At 71.3% G+C, this 17,191-nt stretch carries 22 protein-coding genes; 14 read left to right on the top strand and 8 right to left on the bottom strand.

Going from position 1 to position 17,191, the window contains the following annotated elements; genetic code table 11:
- The first annotated feature begins 7 nt into the window (after positions 1–7).
- Together VIL67_RS12570 and VIL67_RS12565 are read left to right on the top strand one after the other, a co-directional pair.
- Positions 8–1,468 (top strand): amidohydrolase, encoded by a 1,461-nt coding sequence (locus tag VIL67_RS12570; RefSeq protein WP_332049243.1) that lies wholly within the window; start codon positions 8–10, stop codon positions 1,466–1,468.
- 442 nt (positions 1,469–1,910) lie between these two features.
- Positions 1,911–2,522, top strand: a complete 612-nt coding sequence (locus tag VIL67_RS12565; protein ID WP_332049242.1) for a hemerythrin domain-containing protein — start codon at positions 1,911–1,913, stop codon at positions 2,520–2,522.
- Positions 2,523–2,558: 36 nt separating this feature from the next.
- Here the strand turns inward: VIL67_RS12565 and VIL67_RS12560 are convergent, their stop codons facing one another.
- Positions 2,559–2,906 carry a DUF6152 family protein gene (locus tag VIL67_RS12560; RefSeq protein WP_332049241.1) on the bottom strand — a complete coding sequence of 116 codons (348 nt, stop codon included), beginning with the start codon at positions 2,904–2,906 and terminating at the stop codon, positions 2,559–2,561.
- A gap of 516 nt (positions 2,907–3,422) precedes the next feature.
- Complete coding sequence (locus tag VIL67_RS12555) at positions 3,423–3,980, bottom strand: porin family protein (protein WP_332049240.1); 558 nt, start codon at positions 3,978–3,980, stop codon at positions 3,423–3,425.
- Between the two features lie 568 nt (positions 3,981–4,548).
- Between VIL67_RS12555 and VIL67_RS12550 the strand changes: the two genes are divergently transcribed.
- Both VIL67_RS12550 and VIL67_RS12545 read left to right on the top strand, forming a co-directional pair.
- Complete coding sequence (locus VIL67_RS12550) at positions 4,549–6,258, top strand: M10 family metallopeptidase (RefSeq protein ID WP_332049239.1); 1,710 nt, start codon at positions 4,549–4,551, stop codon at positions 6,256–6,258.
- A 130-nt stretch (positions 6,259–6,388) separates the two neighbouring features.
- Entirely contained in the window at positions 6,389–6,682 is a 294-nt protein-coding gene (locus tag VIL67_RS12545) for a hypothetical protein (RefSeq protein WP_332049238.1), read from the top strand.
- On the opposite strand, the gene VIL67_RS12540 is transcribed toward VIL67_RS12545, so the two are convergent.
- On the bottom strand, positions 6,679–7,455 hold the full coding sequence (locus VIL67_RS12540) for a hypothetical protein (protein WP_332049237.1): 777 nt from the start codon (positions 7,453–7,455) through the stop codon (positions 6,679–6,681). The two genes, VIL67_RS12545 and VIL67_RS12540, sit on opposite strands and share 4 nt — an antisense overlap.
- 164 nt (positions 7,456–7,619) lie before the next feature.
- Between VIL67_RS12540 and VIL67_RS12535 the strand changes: the two genes are divergently transcribed.
- The 6 genes from VIL67_RS12535 to VIL67_RS12510 all read left to right on the top strand — a co-directional run bounded on the left by VIL67_RS12535 (position 7,620) and on the right by VIL67_RS12510 (position 11,435).
- Positions 7,620–8,381, top strand: coding sequence for a class I SAM-dependent methyltransferase (locus VIL67_RS12535; protein WP_332049236.1), 762 nt, complete (start codon positions 7,620–7,622; stop codon positions 8,379–8,381).
- Between the two features lie 36 nt (positions 8,382–8,417).
- Complete coding sequence (locus tag VIL67_RS12530) at positions 8,418–8,915, top strand: MOSC domain-containing protein (protein WP_332049235.1); 498 nt, start codon at positions 8,418–8,420, stop codon at positions 8,913–8,915.
- A gap of 78 nt (positions 8,916–8,993) precedes the next feature.
- On the top strand, positions 8,994–10,076 hold the full coding sequence (locus VIL67_RS12525; RefSeq protein WP_332049234.1) for an NADH:flavin oxidoreductase: 1,083 nt from the start codon (positions 8,994–8,996) through the stop codon (positions 10,074–10,076).
- Positions 10,077–10,385: 309 nt separating this feature from the next.
- Positions 10,386–10,709: a UrcA family protein gene (locus VIL67_RS12520; RefSeq protein WP_332049233.1), complete on the top strand. Its 324-nt coding sequence runs from the start codon at positions 10,386–10,388 to the stop codon at positions 10,707–10,709.
- Between the two features lie 174 nt (positions 10,710–10,883).
- Positions 10,884–11,123: a DUF3297 family protein gene (locus tag VIL67_RS12515; RefSeq protein WP_332049232.1), complete on the top strand. Its 240-nt coding sequence runs from the start codon at positions 10,884–10,886 to the stop codon at positions 11,121–11,123.
- A gap of 102 nt (positions 11,124–11,225) precedes the next feature.
- Positions 11,226–11,435, top strand: a complete 210-nt coding sequence (locus tag VIL67_RS12510; RefSeq protein ID WP_332049231.1) for a hypothetical protein — start codon at positions 11,226–11,228, stop codon at positions 11,433–11,435.
- Positions 11,436–11,494: 59 nt separating this feature from the next.
- On the opposite strand, the gene VIL67_RS12505 is transcribed toward VIL67_RS12510, so the two are convergent.
- The 3 genes from VIL67_RS12505 to VIL67_RS12495 all read right to left on the bottom strand — a co-directional run bounded on the left by VIL67_RS12505 (position 11,495) and on the right by VIL67_RS12495 (position 13,630).
- Entirely contained in the window at positions 11,495–12,319 is an 825-nt protein-coding gene (locus VIL67_RS12505; RefSeq protein ID WP_332049230.1) for a YsnF/AvaK domain-containing protein, read from the bottom strand.
- Positions 12,316–12,702: a YsnF/AvaK domain-containing protein gene (locus VIL67_RS12500; protein WP_332049229.1), complete on the bottom strand. Its 387-nt coding sequence runs from the start codon at positions 12,700–12,702 to the stop codon at positions 12,316–12,318. Before VIL67_RS12500 ends, VIL67_RS12505 begins: the two co-directional genes overlap by 4 nt.
- 229 nt (positions 12,703–12,931) lie before the next feature.
- Positions 12,932–13,630 (bottom strand): pirin family protein, encoded by a 699-nt coding sequence (locus VIL67_RS12495; protein ID WP_332049228.1) that lies wholly within the window; start codon positions 13,628–13,630, stop codon positions 12,932–12,934.
- 189 nt (positions 13,631–13,819) lie between these two features.
- On the opposite strand from VIL67_RS12495, the gene VIL67_RS12490 reads away from it, so the two are divergent.
- From VIL67_RS12490 to VIL67_RS12475, 4 genes are all read left to right on the top strand, one after another.
- Positions 13,820–14,440 carry a hypothetical protein gene (locus tag VIL67_RS12490; RefSeq protein WP_332049227.1) on the top strand — a complete coding sequence of 207 codons (621 nt, stop codon included), beginning with the start codon at positions 13,820–13,822 and terminating at the stop codon, positions 14,438–14,440.
- A 104-nt stretch (positions 14,441–14,544) separates the two neighbouring features.
- Positions 14,545–15,189, top strand: coding sequence for a beta/gamma crystallin-related protein (locus VIL67_RS12485; protein ID WP_332049226.1), 645 nt, complete (start codon positions 14,545–14,547; stop codon positions 15,187–15,189).
- A 323-nt stretch (positions 15,190–15,512) separates the two neighbouring features.
- A complete protein-coding gene (locus VIL67_RS12480) occupies positions 15,513–16,352 on the top strand; it encodes a peptidylprolyl isomerase (RefSeq protein ID WP_332049225.1) in 840 nt (279 codons plus the stop codon).
- 98 nt (positions 16,353–16,450) lie between these two features.
- Complete coding sequence (locus VIL67_RS12475) at positions 16,451–16,642, top strand: hypothetical protein (protein WP_332049224.1); 192 nt, start codon at positions 16,451–16,453, stop codon at positions 16,640–16,642.
- Here VIL67_RS12475 and VIL67_RS12470 read toward each other — a convergent pair.
- Together VIL67_RS12470 and VIL67_RS12465 are read right to left on the bottom strand one after the other, a co-directional pair.
- The gene (locus VIL67_RS12470) at positions 16,639–16,923 is read right to left on the bottom strand and encodes a hypothetical protein (RefSeq protein ID WP_332049223.1); all 285 of its coding nucleotides are present in this window, start codon (positions 16,921–16,923) and stop codon (positions 16,639–16,641) included. The genes VIL67_RS12475 and VIL67_RS12470 overlap by 4 nt on opposite strands.
- Before the next feature lie 69 nt (positions 16,924–16,992).
- Positions 16,993–17,190, bottom strand: a complete 198-nt coding sequence (locus VIL67_RS12465) for a hypothetical protein (RefSeq protein WP_332049222.1) — start codon at positions 17,188–17,190, stop codon at positions 16,993–16,995.
- Position 17,191 lies beyond the last annotated feature (1 nt).

Genomic DNA, 17,191 nt, shown 5'->3' with positions numbered 1-17,191 from the left:
CGTAGGCATGAGGCGATATCTGGCGGGCGTGGCGCTGGCGGCGGCGGCCGCGGCTGGGAGCGCGGGGGCCGCGGAGCTGTCGGCGCAGGAACGAGCGCAGATCACGGCGGCCGTGGACAAGGGGGCGCCCCGCATGGGCGAGGTGGCCCGGCAGATCTGGGGCTTCGCCGAGGTGGGCTACCAGGAGACCAAGAGCTCGGCGCTCTTGCAGTCCGAGCTGAAGAAGGCCGGCTTCAAGGTGGAGGCGGGGGTGGCCGGCATGCCCACCGCCTTCGTGGCGAGCTTCAAGACCGGAGAGGGGCCGGTGCTGGCCATCCTGGCCGAATTCGACGCCCTGCCGGGGCTGGCGCAGGCGGCGGAGCCGACGCGCAGGCCCGTCCCGGGGATCGCCGGCCACGCGTGCGGCCACCACATGTTCGGCGCCGCCTCGGTTCAGGCCGGGATCGCGCTCGCCCAGTGGATGAAGGCCCACGGCGTGAAGGGCGAGGTGCGGGTCTATGGGACTCCCGCCGAGGAGGGCGGCTCGGGCAAGGTCTACATGGTGCGCGCCGGCCTGTTCCAGGACGTGGACGCCACCCTGCACTGGCACCCCGGCGACGCCAACGACGCCTCGCAGACGGTCTCCCTGGCCAACGTCAGCGGCAAGTTCCGCTTCACCGGGGCCTCCGCCCACGCCTCCGGCGCGCCGTGGCGCGGCCGGTCCGCCCTGGACGCCGTCGAGGTGATGAACGTGGCGGTGAACATGCTGCGCGAGCACGTGCCCGACGGGACGCGCATCCACTATGTGATCAGCGACGGCGGCCAGGCGCCGAACGTCGTGCCGGAGAAGGCCGAGGTCTACTACTACGTCCGCCACGCCGACCCGCAGGTGGTGCGCGACGTGGTCGCCCGGGTGCAGAGGGCCGCCGAGGGGGCGGCGCTGGCCACCGAGACGAAGATGAGCTTCGAGCAGACCGGCGGCGTCTACAACATGCTGCCGAACGAGACCCTGGCGCGGGTGATGGACGGCAACCTGCGGCAGGTGGGCGGGGTGCGGTGGGACGCCCAGGAGCGCGCCTTCGCCGAGGCCATGGCCAAGCAGCTTCCGCCCTCCAAGGCGACGTTGGAGAGCGCCTCGGAGATCCAGCCGCTGCGGATCGGCGGCGACGGCGGCGGCTCGACGGATGTGGCGGACGTGAGCTGGGTGACGCCCACCGTCGGCATGCGCTCGGCGGTGTGGGTCCCAGGCACGCCGGGCCACAGCTGGCAGGCTGTGGCCGCCGGCGGGACCAGCATGGCGACCAAGGGCGGTGCGGTGGCCGCCAAGACCCTGGCGCTCACCGGCGCCCAGCTGTTCCGCGACCCGGCGTTGATCGCCCAAGCGAAGGCGGAGCTGGTCCGCAAGCGGGGCGAAGGGTTCGTCTACAAGGCCATGGTCGGCGACCGGCCGCCGCCGCTGGACTACCGCGGCAAGGCCGGCGGCGAGTAGCGGGAGCGCCTGCCCTCTCCCGCTTGCGGGAGAGGGTTGGGTGAGGGCGGCGCCGAGACGACCGTTCGCGACGGTGTTGGACCCGGAGCGAGCGGGTCCACCCGCAGCGCCACCCCCACCCGCCTGCGCCGCCCTCACCCCAGCCCTCTCCCACGCCTGCGGCGCGGGAGAGGGGAAAGACGGCGCCTTGCCCTCTCCCGCCTGCGGGAGAGGGTTGGGTGGGGGCGGCGCCGAGGCGCCGTTCGCGAGGGTGTTGGACCCGGAGCGAGCGGGGCCAACCGGAGCGCCCCCCCCAGCCGCCTGCGCCGCCCTCACCCCAGCCCTCTCCCACGCCGGCGGCGCGGGAGAGGGGGAACCGTCGGCGGTGGGCTTCGGTTAGCGGCGGTATGCCGGGCGGGATACAGAATGCCGGCCCGGGTCCTAGACCGACGGAGCGCCGAACATGTCCCTGATCGACAAGGCCCTTGGGGCCATCACCCCGCCCGAGAGCGACGAACAGCGAGCCGAGGCGACGCGCAAGGCGCGCGAGGCCTCCATGCCGGGCGACTGGCTGTCCATGGCGCTGGACCAGCACGACCAGATCCGCGCAGCGTTCGAGGCCTGCCGCATGGCCACCGACGGGCCGTCCCGCACGGCGGCGATGAAGCAGCTGGCCCTGGTGCTCAACGGCCACAGCTTGGCGGAGGAGGTCGTGCTCTACCCGGCGCTCGCCAAGGCGGGCGAAAAGCACCACACCACCCTGGCCTACACCGAGCAGACCACGGCCAAGATGCAGATGGCCGAGCTGGAACGAATCGACCCGGTCACCGACGCCGAAGGGTGGAAGGACAAGCTGGAGCACATCCGCGGCGCGGTGCTGCACCACATCTTCGAGGAAGAGGGGACCTGGTTCCTGAAGATCAAAGAAGAGTACGACAACCAGGCCTTCCTGACCCACCGCTTCCGCGAGGAGTACGAGCGCTACGCCAAGGGCGCCGAGGCCGAGACCCGGACGGCGGGAGAGCCGCGCAGCTTCCAGAGCGGCGTCAGCGAGGGACCTGCGCCGCTCCAGTAGGCGAACTCGGCGTCGGGGCCGGGGCCGTCGAGGCGGCTAGCGCAACTCGACGACCTTGCCCTGCACAGTCACGCGCTCGAGGCGCATCTCGGGCGTCCCGTCGCTGCGCGGATAGCCCTCCAGCGTGACCGGCTGCCCCGCGGCGAGCATCTCGCGGGTGAGGCCGCGAGCTTCCATGCGGGCCAGCGGCGCCAGAACCACGTTCCAGGTTCGGCCCTGCCAGGCCACCTTGGCGGTGGCGTGCGGGTTCTCCCAGGCGAGGCCAGTCAGCGGGGCGGTGACCTTCACCATCTTGTCGGCGTCGTAGGAACTCCAGCCGTGGTGAGCGAGAGCCGAGCCGCCGACGAGCGCGACGGCGGAGGCGAGGACGAAGGGGCGGATCATGACGAGCTCCGGGGTTGTCCTCACCAGAGCCTAGCACTTCGGAGGCGCGTTGCCTCTCACGCCTCGCTGGCGGGTGACCTATCCGGAATTCGGCAAGCGCGGGCGGCGGCGCAGCAGACGGCGCGGCTGGCCGCGCGGCGACGGGACCGGTCGCAGGCCGTGGTCCTGGCCTTGCGGCCGAAGCCGCCGAGAAGCGGGCGCGCCTCGACCTATACGCGCCAGGTGGGCGAGGCGATCTGTGCGCGGCTGATGCAGGGCGGGAGCGCCTGGCGGCGCCGCCGCCTATGGCTGCAGGTTCGAAGGCGACCGCTATCAGACGTGGTGCGGGACAGGCGCGGCAACCGGATCGGGTGAGTGCAGACCGCCTGTTCAGTTCCAGGCGCGCATGACGCCCCGGGCCGGAGCCCGGGGCGGGTGCGACAAGCGGCAAAGAGGGACGGAGCCGCCGGCGTACCGTATAGTCAAAATGGTCGAGCGGCCGGATGGTTCAAGCCCGTCCGGCGATTTCCCGCCCGTTCAGAACCGACGGACGAACGACACGCCCCAGACATCCACGTCCAGATCGTCGTTCCCCTCGTAGCGGGTGTACTCGGCCCGCAGGGCGTTGGCGCCGCCGAGGTGGAGCTCGGCGCCCGCGCCGGCGGCGAGCCACTCGTCCTTGTCGGAGAAGCGGGCGACGGTGGAGCCGATCCGGGCCTTGCCGTCGAACCTGGCGTGCACTGCGCCGCCACGGGCGAAGACATCGAGGCGCTCGCTCACCGGGTAGCGCGCCACGCCGAAGGCGCCGACGGCGTAGTCGAGCCCATAGGATCCACGCGCCCCTGCACCGGTGGAGAAGTGGCCATCGTCGACGCCGAGCGAGCCTTCGGCCTCGATGCCGAGGAAGCGGTTGAACTGGTAGCCGGCGCGCACGGCAAGCGCGCCTGTCCCGGCGTCGCGGGCGCCGCTGGGATCGAGGTGGCTGTAGCCGACCCCGGCGTAGACGCCGGTGCGTTCGAGATCCTGAGCGGCGGCGGCGGCGGGGACAGCCAGGGCGAGGGCGGCCCACACAGCCGCGGAGGTGAAGGTCTTCATGATGATGCTCTTTCGTTTCCTGTCATTCGGCCCGAAGCGGGGCCGGTGGGCCGCAGCCAACCGCCGCAGCCGGACTTGCAGGTGTGTGCGCCACGGCCACGCTTAAGAGGCGGCGGTGGAAAAGGCCTTGTTCCGGATCGTGAAAGGCGAGGAGCGGCGCGACCGCCCAAACGAAAGCGGCCCCGGCGGCCATCGAAGGCGCCAGGGCCGCACTCCCGTCGCGTCGGCCGGTGGGATGACGGGCCCGACGCGCGATCGGGGCGCATATGGGGGGCTGCGCGGCGGCCGCAAGCGGCGCCGTTAGCCCGCCGGGTGCGGCAGGTCGTCGGCCGGCGCGCGCCAAGCTTCTTTCGAACGTAACAGCAAGTCACAAAAATGTTTCATCCGGCGCCCGGTGACGGGACACGCGCCGCGTGTAGGCTCGGGCTCTGCTACTTTTCGGGACGGGGGAGGCAGGGGCTCCGCGAGGGCGGAGGCGTGCGCTCCCCTTGTTACCGGAAGGCGGCCGACGCGGCGGCGGCCTGGGGAGGCCGAAGCCTAACCAACATCTGACGGGGCGACACACAGCATGAGCGATATCCAGCCGTATAATCCGGAACTCTTCTCCGACTCCGACGACGCAACCCTGGATGGCCAGACGGGAACTTTCTACGGCAAGGAGATCTGGACGCCCGAGCACGCGGCCCAGTACCTGAACCGGTCAGGCACGGCCTGGGGCGTCACTGGCGTCGCGCGCGACGGCGATGCGAAGGAGATCACCTACGGGTTCTTCAACAATCAGGCCCAGCTCGAGACCAACGGCTACGTCTATGAGCTGAACGGCCAGTACTTCGGCCTGAACGAGTACTTCGGTTTCGGGGCGTTCAGCGAGGCGCAGCGCGCAGCGGCGCGGGAGGCGATCCAGTACTGGGACGACGTGGTGGCGATCTCGTTCAAGGAGACCGACGTCAACCAGGCTGACATCAACTTCGGCAATGTGATGAACCGGCCCGGAACGCAGGCCTATGCGCGGCTGCCGGCGGCGACGGTGAGTTCGAACGCCCACGTCAACGCCCAGGCCTACAATATCGTGGGCGACGTGTGGGTGACTGGCACGACCGCGTCCAACTTCCAGTTCGACGAGGGGCTCTACGGGCTCAACACCCTGGTCCACGAGTTCGGCCATTCGCTGGGCCTGTCGCACCCGGGGAACTACAACTTCGCCCCGGGGTTCGCGGTGACCTACGCCAACGGCGCCGAGTACGCCCAGGACATCCGCAACTACTCCATCATGTCGTACTGGAACCCGCGCGAAGTGGGCATCCAGGACCACGACTACCTCCGCGGGACGATCGCCTACGGGGCGACGCCCATGGTCCATGACATCCTGGCCATCCAGAAGATGTACGGCGCGGACATGACCACCCGCACCGGGGACACCACCTATGGCTTCAACTCGAACGCCGGGCGCGACGCGTTCGACTTCGTGAAGACCCCCGCGCCGGTGATGGCCATCTGGGATGCGGGCGGCAACGACACCCTCGACTGCTCGGGCTTCGCCACCAACCAGATCATCGACCTGCGCCCCGGCCACCTGTCGAGCATCGGCGGCGTCACCCTGGCCAATGCGCCCAGCCTGGAGCAGGTGAACGCCCAGCGCGCCCTCGACGGCTATCCGCCGCTCAGCCAGGCGGCCTATGACGCCCGCATGGCCAACCTGGCCGCCGACCCGAACGCCGGGCGTCTGGTGAACAACGTGGGCATCGCCTACGGCGCGACGATCGAGAACGCCGTGGGCGGCTCGGGGAACGACCTGATCCAGGGCAACGCCGCCAACAATCGGCTGCGGGGGAACGCGGGCGACGACGACCTCTACGGCGATGGCGGAACCGACGTCCTGGAGGGCGGGGCCGGCGCCGACACCCTCCGCGGCTCGGACGGCGTGGACGTGCTCATCGGCGGTGCCGGATCGGACCGGTTCGTGGCCGAGACCACCGCCACCCTGGTGCAGCTGAAGAAGGGCGAGGTCGGCCTGGACGTGATCGTCGACTTCAGCTCAGGCGACAAGCTCGACTTCAGCGGCCTGTCGGTGGACGCCAGCGACATCACGGTGCGGACCTTCGGCAACATCAACGCCGCGCAGAAGTCGCTCGGCTTCCAGCTCGCGGGGGACGTCACGGGCCTGAGCTCGGGACATGTGACGGTGGTTCTCGCCAACCTCGATGCGGACCCGGAGGCGGAGTTCGCCTTCGTGCTGATGAACATCAAGGGCGTCGGGGCGGGCGACTTCCTGTTCTAGGGCGGCGGGCGCCTGCGCGCCTTGCGCAGGCGCCGTTCGTCGCGGGGTGGACGCCGTTCGTCGAATGGCGGCGGGCAAACGTAACCGTGGGCGACTACGGTGACGCTTCGATACAGCCCGGAGACCCTGAATGACCCCGATGCTGCTTGCGCTCGCGCTGCTGGCCCAGGACCCGTCGGCGGCCGAGGCGACAAAGCCGGCGGTGGCCGCCCCGCCGGTGGCCGAGGCCGCCGCGGCGACGCCCACCAAGGCGAAGAAGGTCGGCAACGACGACGAGACGTTCTGCCGGAACGAGGCCCCGATGGGCACCCGCATCCCGAAGAAGCGCTGCTACAACAAGCAGGAGTTCAAGATGCGGCAGCTGGACGAGCGCAAGAACCTCGATCGCATCCAGGCCGACGCGCGCGCGCCGGTCATTCGCTAGTAGCGGCGCCAGGCCCAGGGCGGCGGGGCGGGGCGGTAGGCGTCCGGCTCCAGCGCCTCCTGCGCCTCGATCCAGGACCGCCGGCGCTCGGCCGCCTCAAAGGCCTGGCGCTGGGCCTCGTAGGCGGCCTGCTGGCGGCGCGCGTCCTCGGCGGCGCGGCGGTCTTCGGCCTCCTGGGCGACCCGGCGAGCCTCCAGCTCGGCGGCCTCGGCCTGGGCGCGGGCGGCCTGCAGCTCGGCGTCGGCGAGCGCCTTGCGGTGGCTCTCCTCGGCCTGGCGGCGGGCCTCGGCGGCCTGGGTCTCGCGGGCGATGTGCAGCCGCTGGGCGGCCTGGGCGCCGCAGGTCCTGAGGTCGGCGACCCCCTGCTCGGAGCCCGCAAGCGAGGCGCCCACCGGCTCGAGGCCGAGCCAGGCGATGTCGAGGACGGCCCCTTTGCGCAGGGCGGCTTCGGTCTCCGGGCTGAGGGCGATCTCGCCCACCGCCGGATCGGCGGTGCGGGTCATCAGGTTGGAGAACCGCTTCTGGTCGATGCGCAGGGCGAGGAAGGCCTGCTCAGGCAGGCTCTCCTTGGAAAAGCGCAGGGCGAGCCGTTCGCCGTCGGAGACCAGCTGCACCGGGGTGATCGCGCCGGAGCGGCCGGCGAGCTCGAGGTCCGTGCGGCAGGCCCCCTCGCCGGGGCTGATCAGCCAGGCGGCGGCGGGCAGGGCGGGGGCGGCGAGCGAAGGCGCCGCCAGGAGCGCCGCGACAGCCGATAGGGGGATGACCTTGATCAACGAAAGAACTCCTCGCTGACACGCCGAGCCACCATAGACGAGCCGCCCCCGCGCGCCGACGCTGCGAAGGGGCCGCGGGAAGCGACCAAGGGTCGCAAGGCGGATCGACAAGCCGGGCCGCGACGCGGCAGGGTCGGGTTCAACTGCAACAAGGGAGGCGTCCGATGAACGCGACGAGACGAGCTGCATCGATCCTGGCCGCGCTGGCGGTGACGGCGGCGGGCGGAGCGGCGGTGGCCGCCCAGGTCCCGGCGCATGTGGCTGCGGCCCTGGCGGACAAGGCCCGGCCCGAGGCCGACGTGAAGCGCGACGCGGCGCGCAAGCCGGGCGAGATGCTGGCCTTCGGCGAGGTGAAGCCGGGGCAGAAGGTGGTCGACCTGGTGATGGGCGGCGGCTACTTCACACGGCTGCTGTCGGCGGCGGTCGGGCCGAACGGTCGGGTCTACGCCTACCAGCCCACCGAGTTCGTGCAGTTCCAGGCGAGCTACGGCGAGAACCTGAAGAAGGTGGCGGCCGAGCGGGCCAATGTGACGCCGATCCAGGCGACCTTCGGCGAGATGGACCTGCCCGACGGGGTGGATCTGGTGTTCACCGTCCAGAATTACCACGACCTGCACCTGACCCCGTTCCCGAAGGACACGGCGCAGAAGGTCAACGCCGAGGTGTTCAAGTCGCTGAAGCCAGGCGGGGTCTACCTGATCGCCGACCACTCGGCGTCGGCCGGAGCGCCGCTGGACGTGGCCATGAGCCTGCACCGGATCGACCAGGCCATCGTGCGCCGGGAGGTGGAGGCCGCCGGCTTCCGCTACGAGGGCGAGATCCCGCTGCTGCGCGACGCCGCCGACGCGCGGACGGTGAACGTCTTCCAGCCGGCGATCCGCGGCAAGACCGACCAGTTCGTGATGAAGTTCCGCAAGCCGCGCTGAGGCGTTGAGATCTCCGCAGACCCCTGCGGAGGCCCCATGCTGTCACCCACCTCGCCGCTCGGCCGCCTGCTGGCAGGCCCACTCCGCACCGGCGAGGTGGTCTGGATCGGCGCGCGGCCCGGGCGGCGAGCGCCGATGACGCCGCTTGCCCGCGCGGTGCTGGAGCCGGGAAACGGGTTGGCTGGCGACCGCTATCACAGCCGCACGACGGGGACGCGGGCCGTGACCCTGATCGCCGCCGAGGACCTGGCGGCGATCGCCGGCTTCCTGGGCTTGGACGCCGTCGCGCCCGAGCGGCTGCGGCGCAACATCGTCACCCGCGGCGTCAACCTGCTGGCGCTGAAGGACCGGCGGTTCCGGGTCGGCGGGGTCGTGCTGCAATGGACGGGCGAGTGCCACCCCTGCTCACGTATGGAGGAGGAGCTGGGGCCGGGAGGCTACAATGCTGTGCGCGGCCACGGCGGGATCACCGCGGCGGTGCTGGAGGCCGGCGAGGCGGCGATGGGCGACGCCGTCGCGCGGCTGGAGGCCTAGTTCACGCGGCGGCGCCATTGCGGCGGCCGGGTCGGGGCTCTACGTCGGGAAGCCAGCCGCCAGGGGAGCGCCAGCCGCATGTCGTCCGTCCAAGACCTCTTCGAGCCGATCTCGTTCCAGCGCGGGCCGCAGTGGAAGAACCGCTTCATGCTGGCCCCGCTGACCAACCAGCAGAGCCATCCGAACGGCCTGCTGTCGGAGGACGAGTTCCGCTGGCTGACCATGCGGGCGCAGGGCGGGTTCGGACTGACGATGACCTGCGCGGCCCATGTGGCGGCCCAGGGGCAGGGCTTCCCAGGGCAGTTGGGGATCTTCGCGGACGACCACCTAGCGGGCCTGACCCGGCTGGCGGCCGAGATCCGACGCCATGGCAGCGTCTCTTCGGTGCAGCTGCACCATGCGGGCAACCGCAGCCCCAAGGACCTGGTGGGCGAGCCGCTCTGCCCCTCGGACGATCCCGAGACAGGGGCGCGGGCGTTCACCGGCGAGGAGGTGGAGGGGCTGGTGGAGTCCTTCGCCGCGGCGGCGGTGCGGGCCGAGCGCGCCGGCTTCGACGGGGTCGAGATCCACGGGGCCCACGGCTACGTCATCGCCCAGTTCCTCTCGCCGGAACTGAACCGCCGCGAGGACCGCTGGGGCGGCTCGGTGGAGAACCGGGCGCGGCTGCTGTTCGAGATCATCGACGCCATCCGCGCGCGCACGCGGGCGGACTTCCAGCTGGGGCTGCGGCTGTCGCCCGAGCGCTTCGGGCTGAAGCTGGCCGAGATCCGCGAGGTGACCCAGGAGGTCCTGCGGCAGGGCAAGATCGACTACCTGGACATGAGCCTCTGGGACGTGGCCAAGGAGCCGGTGGAAGAGGAGTTCAAAGGCCGCAAGCTCGCCAGCTACTTTAGCGAACTCGACCGCGGGCCGGTGAAGCTCGGCGCGGCCGGCAAGATCATGACGCCCGCCGAGGCCGCCGCCCTGCTGGCCGGCGGCTACGACTTCGCGGTGATCGGTCGGGCCGCCATCCTGCACCACGACTTCCCGGAAAAGGCCCGCGACGCGGCCTTCCAGCCGGTCGCCCGACCGGTGTCGCCGGCGCACCTCGAGGCCGAGGGCCTGTCGCCGGCCTTCGTCGACTACATGCGCAACTGGCCGGGGTTCGTGGAGGCGGCGTAGGCTGCACCGGCGCTCACGGGGCGGCTAGGGCGGGGCGAGCACCGCCGCAGCGCCCCGTTGGGCGTAGTGCGCGCGGGTCCAACGGGAGCGCGAGGGGGAAGGCCGGCGCCGCCCTCACCCTGGCCCTCTCCCGCAAGCGGGAGAGGGAAGCGGTGAAGATTAAGTGCTTGTAATATTCTGCATGAACTCTGCGTAATATTCTTAAATCTAAGTCATTACGCGCTATTCACGGGACTTACAGGAAGCGCGTCAGTATTCCTTCCTCACCGCCGGCGAGTAACCGCCGACGCCAAACCGGAGGGATTGAACATGACCCACTTCGCTTCCCGCATCGCCGGCGTCGCCACCCTGGCCCTCGCCGTCCTGCCGCTCGCCGCCATCTCCACCGCCGCCACCGCCGCCCCTGCGGCCGTCAAGGTGGCCGACATCGACCTCAACAGCCCGCACGGCAAGGCGGCCTTCGAGGCCCGCCTCGAACGCGCCGCGACCAACTTCTGCAGCGCCCAGCGCACGGGCGTCCGCCCCCTGGGCCGCGCGGCCAGCTGCCGCGAAGGCGTCCGGGAAGAGGTGGTGGCCAAGCTGCCGATGGTGCAGCAGGCCCAGCTCGCCCGAAGCACCTACGCGGCCCGCTAGCCGCCCACCGACGCCGAGCGGGGACTCTCCCCCCGGATCCTGGCCGGGCCCGCTCGCGCCAAGCCCCTCCCGATCCCAGCGGGAGGGGCTTTTTCGTGGGGGCAGGGCCCGCAGCCGCGGCGCGCGGTCGCCGACGGCTTGATCGCGCGCGCCGGCCATGCGAGGGGCGGGGGCATGAGCGACACCCCTCCCGACCGCCTCTCCACCGACCCGGAGAGCCCCTACTACGACGCCGAGATGCTCGCCCGGAACGTGGGCGTGCGCTTCAAGGGCGAGGACAAGACCAACGTCGACGAGTACTGCGTGTCGGAGGGCTGGGTGCGGCTGGCGGTCGGCAACTCCAAGGACCGGCGCGGAAAGCAGCTGACCATCAAGCTGAACGGGCCGGTGGAGCCCTACTTCCGCGAGAGCTAGCCGGTCTGCGGCGCCCTGCCGCACAACCTGCGACGGTGCGACACGACGCAACCCTTCCGAGAAGATGGGATAACCCCGTTCAGCTGGGCGGGAATAAAAGCCATGTTCGACCTGACCGTGACGGCCCGCCGGGGCCGCTGGGTCCTCACCGACGACGAAGAAGGCGAGCTGGGCGACTACGCCACGCAGGCCGAGGCCCTGGCGGCCGCCGGAGCCTTCGCCCAGGTGGACGCCGAGCCGCGCCACGTACTGATCCAGGAGAACGTCGGCGAGTGGGACGAGGCCGTCGTGGAGCCGCTGAGCTTCCACTGAGGCGGTCGCGGTAAAGCGACGGCGGTCCCCCTCCCCGAAGGGAGAGGGACGCCGGCAGCCTAGTAGCTGCGCGGGGTGGTGCGGTCGTCGGTGAGGCGGCTTTCGCCGGTGCGCCCGTCGTCGATGTCCACCTCGGTGTGGCGGACAGTGTCCTCGATGTCTTCGACGCGCTCGCCCACCTCCTTGCGAACCTGCAGCTCCTCGGTGATCACGGTCTCCTTGCCCACCACGGCTTCCTCACCGCGTTCGGAGACTTCGAAGCTGCGTTCCTCGAAGATGCCGTCGGCGGCGCCGGCGACACGCTCGTTGACCGGCCGGCGCTCGACCTCGACGTGTTCCTCGCGCAGGCGCACCTGCTCGTGCACGGGCGTCTCGCGGACGTAGGAGCGGACCCGGACGCCGCCGCGCTCGACCTCGCGCTTGCCGACGGCGAGCCGCTCCTCCGCGATCGGGATCACGCCCTCACGCTCGGCGCCCTGGACGCCGCCGGTCTCCATGGCGCCCGTCGCGCCGCCGGAGAAGGCCGACTGGCCGTTCCAGCCGCTGTCGCGCCACTGCTGCTGGCGCTGCTCGAAGTCGACGGCGCTGGAGCCCTCGAGGATTTCGCAGGCGCGGTCCACGCTGGTCTCGTCCACCTGCGCGCTCAGCAGGTAGCCGCCGCGGCTGATGCCCTCATGGTAGGCGTGCCGGTCCTCGTCCGGCATGAACATGTCCTTCAGCCCCGCCAAGAACCCGCGGTGCTCCCCGCCGCTGGACGACGAGCTCGCCTCGCTGTCCTGGCCGCTGATGGTGATGTCGCCACTGGCAAGGCCGCTGGCCACCAGCTGCTCGCGGGCCGCTTCGGCCTCGGCCCGGCTGTCGTAAAGGGCGGTGATCGTTCTCATCGATAGTCCTCGGGGTCTGGGGTTGACGTCCCAGGGACGTCCTGGCGGACGACCTCTGGCTCCAGGCGCCGGACGGTGACGGGCTGCTCCACGATGCGGGTCTCGGTGCGACGCGTCAGGCGGATCTCCTGCTGCAGCACCAGCCGCTTCTCGACCACGACGATTTCCTCGTAGATGGGGATGACGAGGGTGTCGCCTTCGGTGCGGACCTGCGGGACCTCGTCGACCTCACGGCCGATGTCGATCCGCTCGACCTGCACGTCCTCGCGAGCAAGCTCCTCGCGGACCCAGGTCTGCTCTTCGGCCACCCGGGTGCGGACGGTGACCCGTCCGGTTTCCACAACCCGCTTGTCGACGTGCAGCCGCTCGCGTGCGAGCGGCACGTTTGAGTCCGCTTTCGCTGTCACTGTTCGGTTCGCCTTTCTTGGGACGGCCAGCAAACCGAGTTCGTCAATTATTGTTCCAGGCGAGACAATGAATAGGCGATCAAGTATAAATGTACGCTACGGTCGCGCTAATACTGAACAGTGGCGCTTCAGATCTAACCTGAAGCTGCAAAGAAGAAGGGGCGCACCCGTGGGGTGCGCCCCTTCGCCGGTTGGCCGTGGCCGGTCAGGGGGCGTCGACGAGAACGACCTCGGCGTCCTCCAGGGCGGTGACCCGCAGCACCGCCTCGTCGCGGATCGCGGCGCCGTCGCGGGTGTCGAGGCGCACCCCGTTCACCTCCACCGCGCCGGCGGCCGGCACGAGATAGGCGTGGCGGCCGGGGCCGAGCGGGTACTCGGTCGTCTCGCCGGCCTTCAGCGTCGCGCCGGCGACCCGCGCATCCGTGCGGATCGGCAGGGCGTCGTCGTCGCCGGGCAGGCCCGAGGCCAGGGTGACGAACTTCCCGGCGCGCGCGCCCTTGGGGAAGGGCTTGGCGCCCCAGGTGGGCGCGCCGCCCCGGCTCTTGGGCTCGATCCAGATCTGGAAGATCCGGGTGGTTTCGGCCTCGAGGTTGTACTCGGCGTGGCGGATGCCCGAGCCTGCGCTCATCACCTGGACGTCGCCCGCCTCCGTGCGCCCCTGGTTGCCCAGGCTGTCCTGGTGCGTGATCGCCCCGTCCCGGACATAGGTGATGATCTCCATGTCGGCGTGCGGGTGGGGCGGGAAGCCGGAGCGCGGGGCGATCTCGTCGTCGTTCCAGACGCGCAGGGCGCCCCAGCCCATGTTCTTCGGGTCGTGGTAGCTCGCGAACGAGAAGTGGTGGCGGGCCTTCAGCCAGCCGTGGTCGGCGCCGCCGAGGCGGTCGAACGGTCTGCGTTCGATCATCGTCATCCCTCCGGGAGCGCCGCTCGGTTGATGTGGCGGCGCTCGTTTCGAGAGGGAAGATAGGTTTCCGGCGGGAGGGATAAAGCCAGGCCTTTGGAGAAGATTGTTTCCGGATTGGATAAGATACCGCCCGCTCAGAACCATTCACCTTCCGGCCACGTTTGCTGCGGCGTCAGCTGGAGGAACCCCATGCACAACACGATCAAGTCGCTCGCCATCGCGAGCCTGGCGCTGCCGTTCGCCGTCGCCTGCGCGAGCGATGGCAGCACCGGGCCGAGCGCGGCCGCCGGCACCGGCACCACGACGGCCGCTGCCCCCGCCTCGGGCTCGGGCGGTTCGACGACCACCGCCGGCGCGTCCACCGGCACGGGCGCGAACACCGGCGCCACCACGGGCACGAGCACGGCCACCCGCCCGTCCACCGGCGGCATCCCCTCGCTGGTGAACGTCAACCTGCAGGACGTGCTGAACGACCTGTCGGTGCGTCTGCAGATCGACCGGGCCAACGTTCCGATCAACATCCAGCTGCCGATCCAGCTGGCCGCCAACGTCTGCGGCGTCTCGGTGAACGTGCTGTCGGTGTCCACCGGCGGCCAAGCGCAATGCAAGGCCACGAGCGCGCCGCAGGAGCTGGCCCAGGTGGTGCAGCAGCAGATGGCGGCGGGCGGCTCGGTGGGCGGCGGCGCCCAGGGCGGCTCCACGGCGGCCACCGGCTCGGCGATGCCGGCGGCGGGCACCGCCACCAGCGGCGCCACCGGCACCTCGGCCAATTCCACGGGCACGACCGAAACCACCACCCAGAAGCGCTGAGGCGGCGGCGGGCAGGGCCGCCTGAACGGCGGCCCTGCTGCGCCTTCACATCCGGTTCAGCCAAGCTTGGCCATCAATGGCGCCAGGACCTGAGGAGCTGGACCATGAGCAAGACGACGACCCTGGTGCTGGCGGCCGTGGCCGCGGGCCTGCTGGCCGGCGCCGCCGAGGCGCAGCCGCGCGGCGGCCGCGGGCCGAGCGCCACCCTGTACGACCGCCCGGACTTCGGCGGCCGCAGCGTGACCCTCACCGGCCAGGTGGGAAATCTCTCTAACTATGGCTTCAACGACCGAGCGCATTCGCTGCGACTGGAAGGTCGCTGGCGGCTGTGCGAGCACGCCAACCTCGATGGGCGTTGCGTGGAGCTGACCGGCGACGTCCCGGAGCTCAACACCATGAACCTGGCCGAGCGGATCACCTCGCTGGAGCCGATCGGGCGCGGCGGCGGCGGCGGTCGGCCGGGCCGAGACGACGACGACCGGCCGGGCGGCGGCTGGGGCCCCGGCGGCGGGCGGCCCGACCGCAGCGGCGTGGAGGGCGCGCGGAACGTGTTCTTCCCGCGGCCGCAGGTGCGCGGCATGGACCTGGCGGCGGGGTCGAACGGCGCCAACGCCTTCTGCCGGCGTCAGGGGCTGGGCCCTGCGGCCCACTTCGACTCCAGCGAGCGGGCGCCGCGGGCGCTGGGGCCGGAGGGGCAGGTGACCGGGCCTTCGCCGGTGCTGCGCGACGTGCTCTGCCGAAAATGGTGAGGACGGGGGCGGCGGACGCGGAGTGGGCGTCCGCCAGCCGACCGCTGGGCGAAGCGCGGGGCCGACCCGTGCTTTCCCTCCGGCCTTCGCCGGCGCAGCGAACGGTCCTCCTCCTGAGCGGCCTCGGGAGGGAGGGGCGCTTCAATCCCATGGCGGCTAGTCTGCCTGCCGGATCAGCTTACTCAAGGACGAGCGCGCAGCGCTCGCCGCCGCGCGGCCGGCCTGCAAGGCCGGTCCTTGACCAAGCTGATCCGGCAGGCTCCGCTGCTGCCGTGGAATTGAAGCATTTCCACCTGTCGTGGACAGGCGGAGCGGGAGGGGCCGTGCTCGGGAGATCCTGTGTCATCGCCGTGGCGGTTCTTCTCTCCGGAGCCGCCCAGGCCCAGGCCCAGGCGCCCGCGCCTGCGCCCGCCGACTGGCGGCCGCTGGATCCGGACAACACCCTGGTGGTGGAGACCACCAAGGGCCGCATCGTCGTCGAGATGCGGCCGGAGTTCGCGCCGCTGGCCGTGGCGCGGGTGAAGCAGCTGGCCCGCGAGGGCGTCTATGACGGGCTGCTGTTCCATCGGGTGATCGAGGGCTTCGTCGACCAGACCGGTAACCCCAACAATCGCGACGGCGGGACCTCGCGCCATCCGGACCTGCCGCCGGAGTTCAGCTTCCGGCTGCCAGCCGAGGCGGGGGCGACTGTGGTCGCCCGGCGGTACGACGGGCAGGAGGGTTTCGTGGGCGCGACGCCGTTCGCGGCGGCCTCCGAGCGCGAGGCGGCGCGGGGGGCGGACGGGCGGCTGCGGGCCTGGGGCGCCTATTGCGCCGGCGTGGTCGGGATGGGGCGGCAGGCCGATCCGGGCACCGCGAACAGCGAGATCTTCTTCATGCGCGAGCCGGCGCGCCGGCTGGACCACGAGTACGCCGTCTGGGGCCGGGTGGTCTTTGGCCTGGAGGCGGTGCGCGCCATGGCCGTGGGGGAGCCGCCGGCCGAGCCCGACCGGATGCTGCGGGTGCGGGTCGCCGCGGACCTGCCGGCCGGTGAACGCCCGAAGCTCGAGGTGATGGACACCCGCGGGCCGGCCTTCGCCCGACGCGTGGCGGCGGCGCGCGCGGTGAAGGGGGCGGACTTCACTGTCTGCGACCTGGAGGTCCCCACGCGGCCGGCGCCCTGACCTGCGACAACTCGCCCCAGGGCGCGGCGGGTGCGCGTCCCCGTTGTGTTAACCGCCTTAGGCCTATTCCGGGGGTTGTAGCACCCGAGAGGCGTAGAGTGCAGAGTTTCGAAGTTATCGAGCAGTCGGGCGCGTGGGTCGTCCAGCAGCAGGGCGTGGAAGTGGCGCGTTTCGGCCAGCAGCAGCTGGCGCTGGACGAGGTGGCCCGGCGGTTGCGGAGCGCGCGGGTGGGCGACGGCGGCGCGGCCTTGTCGGTACGCTACGCGCCGCCGCTGCGGGCCGCCGGCTAGATCCGCATCTCGAAATAGACCGCGCCGCTGCCGGGGGTGTGGCCCAGCATGGTCAGCCGGTAGACCGTGCCGTTTTCCAGGGTCAGCTGACCCTCGCCTTCCCGGAAGGCTTCCTCGGCGATCTCCGGCGAGGCGGTGAGGGCGCCGCGCAGGCGCGCCGGGCCGAAGCGGAGCGAGCCGGGCTCGCCCTGGATCTGGTACTCGACCTGGCCCTTGAAGCCCCGGTAGCGGAGCTCCCCTTCGCCGGGGAAAACGGGAAGCTGCTTGCGGGCGTGCGCCATCGGCTCTCCTTTGAGGTGAGACAGGGAAACGCCTCAGCCGCAGGATCGATCCGGCGGAACCGCGTGAACCTAGGCGTCGCCGTGCGCGGCGGGCGCGCGGCGCAGCCGCACGACGCACATGGGACCGTCCCAGACCTCCACGGCCGGGTACTGCTTCAGCCGCTCGCGGGCGACCTCGCGCAGCCGTGTGCGGTCGGCCTCGCCGAGCTGCTCGGTGAAGCGGGTCTCGCCCGACTCGTCGAGCGCATAGAGCACGATGTGGCCCACG

The organism is Phenylobacterium sp., from assembly GCF_036563385.1.
Lineage (GTDB): Bacteria > Pseudomonadota > Alphaproteobacteria > Caulobacterales > Caulobacteraceae > Phenylobacterium.
Note: the sequence above shows the minus strand (reverse complement) of the source record. Positions and strands in the feature narration are given on the sequence as shown.